Source organism: Nostocoides sp., from assembly GCF_035343835.1.
GTDB lineage: Bacteria > Actinomycetota > Actinomycetes > Actinomycetales > Dermatophilaceae > Nostocoides_A > Nostocoides_A vanveenii.
The window spans coordinates 23,242-26,668 of the sequence record NZ_DAOQZV010000010.1 but is presented as its reverse complement, the minus strand read 5'-3'; the positions used below and the strand labels follow the sequence as shown (position 1 = coordinate 26,668).

The window sequence follows — 3,427 nt, the reverse complement described above, 5'->3', positions numbered from 1 at the left end:
GGGGGTGGTCAGGTCGGGAGCCACGAAACGTTCCGGGACGATCGTGCGGTCGGCGGCGGCATACGCACGCTGCTGCGCGGCCAGGCGAGCAGCCGAGGCGGCGGCCCGCTCGCGGATAGCGGGCGTGACCCGCAGGACCGAGCCGGTCACCGACGGGCTGACGACGGGGAAGTAGCCCGAGGAGTGACCGACGACCTTCGGGTGATAGGACTCCGAGATGGGGTTCGACAGGCCGTTGATCCACTCCGCGGAATCGCAAACCGCATGTCCCACAAAGGCATTCGACGGATTGGCAAAACTGAAGCCGTTGGCTGCAGCCACGGCCGCGAGCTTGGCGTTGAGCAGGTCGGCCGTCTGGTTCAGGCGCGCCTCCTCGGTCGGCGAGAACCAGGTGAAGGCGTTGCAGTCCTCGCCGTTGAAGATGCGCGGGTAGCCAACGATCGTCACCTTGGCCTGCGGCGAGCGCGCTCGGATCGAGGCATAGAGCGTGGACAGGGAGGTCGGCAGGGTGTTGTTGATATAGGCCTGCGCCTTGTCGATCGCGCCCATGCAGTTGCTCATCCATGACGGCTGCGCACACGTGGTCAGCACGCCCGCGAAGCCGGCGTCATTACCGCCCACCGACATCGTGACGTATGCCGTGCTCGTCGTCAGCGCGGACAGTTGCGTGTTCGTGACGTCGGCCACGGTGGCCCCGGAGCACGCGCGGAAGTTGAGCGCGTAGCCCTTTGCGCTGGCGATCAGGCTCGGGTAGGCGTAGACCGAGCGGGCGCAGGACGTGCCGTCGTTGATGTAGGTGCGGGTGCCGACGCCCGAGGAGTAGCTGTCGCCGAGCGCTACATACGACGATCCGGCAGCACCCGCCGGCGCGGCGGTGACGGCGAACAGGGCAAGGGCGGACGATCCGGCGAGCACGCCCAGCGGGCGGCGGGCGAGGGACCTGGACTGGGGGGCACGACGCATTGACTCTCTCCTTCGGTCTCGCCTGTGAACTGGCGATTACCGCAGAGTAGGGTCTTCAGGCCCGCCGCGTATACGGAATCGACACCATCCCCATGCGCAAAGCCGCGGCGTCCGTGCTGTCCTCGCCGTGAACCGCCGATCAGGGGGCCAGCGGCCAGGCCGCGGCCCCTATCGGGCCGACGCGAGCGGCACGAAGCGCTCGCCCGTGAGCCGCTCATAGGCCTCGACATAGCGGGCGCGGGTCTGCTCGACGACCTCGGCGGGCAATGGCGGCGGAGCATCCCCGGAGGACTTGGACCACCCGCTGGCCGGTGAGGTGAGCCAATCGCGCACAAACTGCTTGTCGAAACTCGCCTGCGCGCGACCCGGCACCCACTCGTCGGCCGGCCAGAAGCGCGAGGAGTCGGGGGTCAAGACCTCATCGGCGAGCACGAGCGCGCCGCCGGCGTCAAGGCCGAACTCGACCTTGGTGTCCGCGAGCAGGATGCCGCGCTCCGCGGCGATGGCGTTGCCGCGCCGGAGGATCTCCACGGTCAGCTCACGCAGTTCGGCGGCCCGGCCGGGACCGACGAGGGCGACGACATCGGCATACGTGATGGGTTCGTCGTGCTCTCCGGCGGGCGCCTTCGACGATGGCGTGAAGATCGGCTCCGGCAGCCGCGAGCCGTCCACGAGGCCGGCCGGCAGCGGAAGCCCACTGACCGCTCCGGTCGCGGCGTACTCGCCCAGGCCACCACCGGTGAGGTAGGCGCGCGCGACGCACTCGACCGGCACCATGTCCAGTCGCCGGACGAGAATGGCGCGCCCGGCGACGGCATCCGGGACGTCGGTCGTCAGCACGTGATTGGGCAGCAAGTCCGCGAGTTGGTCGAACCACCAGAGTGAGAGACGGTTGAGGATCTCGCCCTTGTCGGGGATCGTCGGGTCGAGGATCGCGTCATAGGCCGAGATGCGGTCGCTGGCCGCGAGAAGCAACCGGTCGGGGTCGTCCTCGCCGGCTGCGTTCAGCGGCACATAGAGGTCGCGCACCTTGCCCGAATAGAGGTGCCGGTAGCCGGGCAGATCGAGCGCGGGTGTCATCGTGGTGAATCCTTTCGGGCGTGGTCAGCCGGGGATGAGGATCGCGTCGCGCTCGGCCCTGGCCGCGATATCACGGCGAAAATGCCCGCCCGCCAATCCAATTCGCCCGATCGATGCGTATGCCGCAGCGCGCGCCTCGGCCAGGTCGGCGCCGCTCCCGACGACGCTCAGGACGCGTCCGCCACTGGCGCGCAGGACACCGTCGGCGTCCCGGGTCGTCCCGGCGTGGAGCACGTATGCCGTGTCCGATTCCGCGTCGTCCAGCCCCGTCAGCTCGCCGCCGAGTTCGGGGGCGTCGGGGTAACCGGGGGCGGCCAGGACCACGGTGACACTCGGCTCGTGCCGCCAGTAGAGGGCCTCGGCGTGATCGAGTTCGCCGGTGGCGGCGGCGAGGAGGAGTTCGGCGAGCGAGGTGACGAGCCGGTCGAGAACGACCTGGGTCTCGGGGTCGCCGAAGCGGACGTTGAACTCGACCACCCGCGGGCCGCGGCTGGTCAATGCCAGGCCGACGTAGAGGACCCCGACGAAGGGCATGTCGAGATTGCGCATCTGGTCGATGGTCGGCTTGGCGATCCGTTCGACAACGTCCTCGACCAGCCCGGGTGGGGCCCATGGCAGGGGTGAGTACGCGCCCATACCGCCGGTGTTGGGGCCTTGATCGTCGTCGGCGACACGTTTGAAATCTTGGGCCGGAGCCAGCGGGATGACGGTGCGGCCGTCGCTGATGCAGAAGAGCGAGACTTCCGGCCCGTCGAGATACTCCTCGATGACGATCCGGCCATCGGGCCGGGCCAGGCAGGCGTCGGCATGGGCGAGCGCGGCCTCGCGGTCGTCGGTGACGACGACCCCCTTGCCTGCGGCGAGGCCGTCGTCCTTGACGACATAGGGGAAGCCGAGGGCGTCCAGGGCCTCCTCGACCTCCGCCCGCGTGGTGCAGACGTGCGCGAGCGCGGTAGGGACCCCGGCTTCGGCCATGATCCGCTTCGCGAAGGCCTTGGATCCCTCGAGTTGTGCCGCGCGTGCGGAGGGACCGAATGTCGCTATGCCTGCGTCACGCAGGTCGTCGGCGACCCCCTCGACGAGCGGGGCCTCTGGGCCGATGACGACGAGGTCGACGGCGTGCCGCCGGGCGATCTCGACGACCGCCGCGCCATTGGTGACGCCGCCGTCGACGGGCTCGCAGTGCGCAATCTGGGCGATGCCCGGGTTGCCGGGGGCCGCGATGACCGCATCGACCATCGGATCGGCCGCGATGGACTTCACCAGGGCGTGTTCGCGGGCGCCGGACCCGATGACGAGAACCTTCACGCGCCCATTCTTCCCTGCCTGCCCCCGCCGCGTGTCTGCGGCCAGCTCGGGCAGCCACCGACGAACGATTCGTCGA

At 69.6% G+C, this 3,427-nt stretch carries 3 protein-coding genes; all 3 read right to left on the bottom strand.

Annotated elements, in window-relative coordinates; translation table 11 throughout:
- The coding region (locus tag PKH97_RS01690) for an SGNH/GDSL hydrolase family protein (RefSeq protein ID WP_324385664.1) at positions 1-963 on the bottom strand (963 nt) is incomplete at its 3' end.
- Between the two features lie 168 nt (positions 964-1,131).
- Positions 1,132-2,043 (bottom strand): phosphoribosylaminoimidazolesuccinocarboxamide synthase, encoded by a 912-nt coding sequence (locus PKH97_RS01685; RefSeq protein WP_324385663.1) that lies wholly within the window; start codon positions 2,041-2,043, stop codon positions 1,132-1,134.
- A gap of 24 nt (positions 2,044-2,067) precedes the next feature.
- A complete protein-coding gene (gene purD, locus PKH97_RS01680) occupies positions 2,068-3,351 on the bottom strand; it encodes a phosphoribosylamine--glycine ligase (protein ID WP_324385662.1) in 1,284 nt (427 codons plus the stop codon).
- Positions 3,352-3,427: the final 76 nt, after the last annotated feature.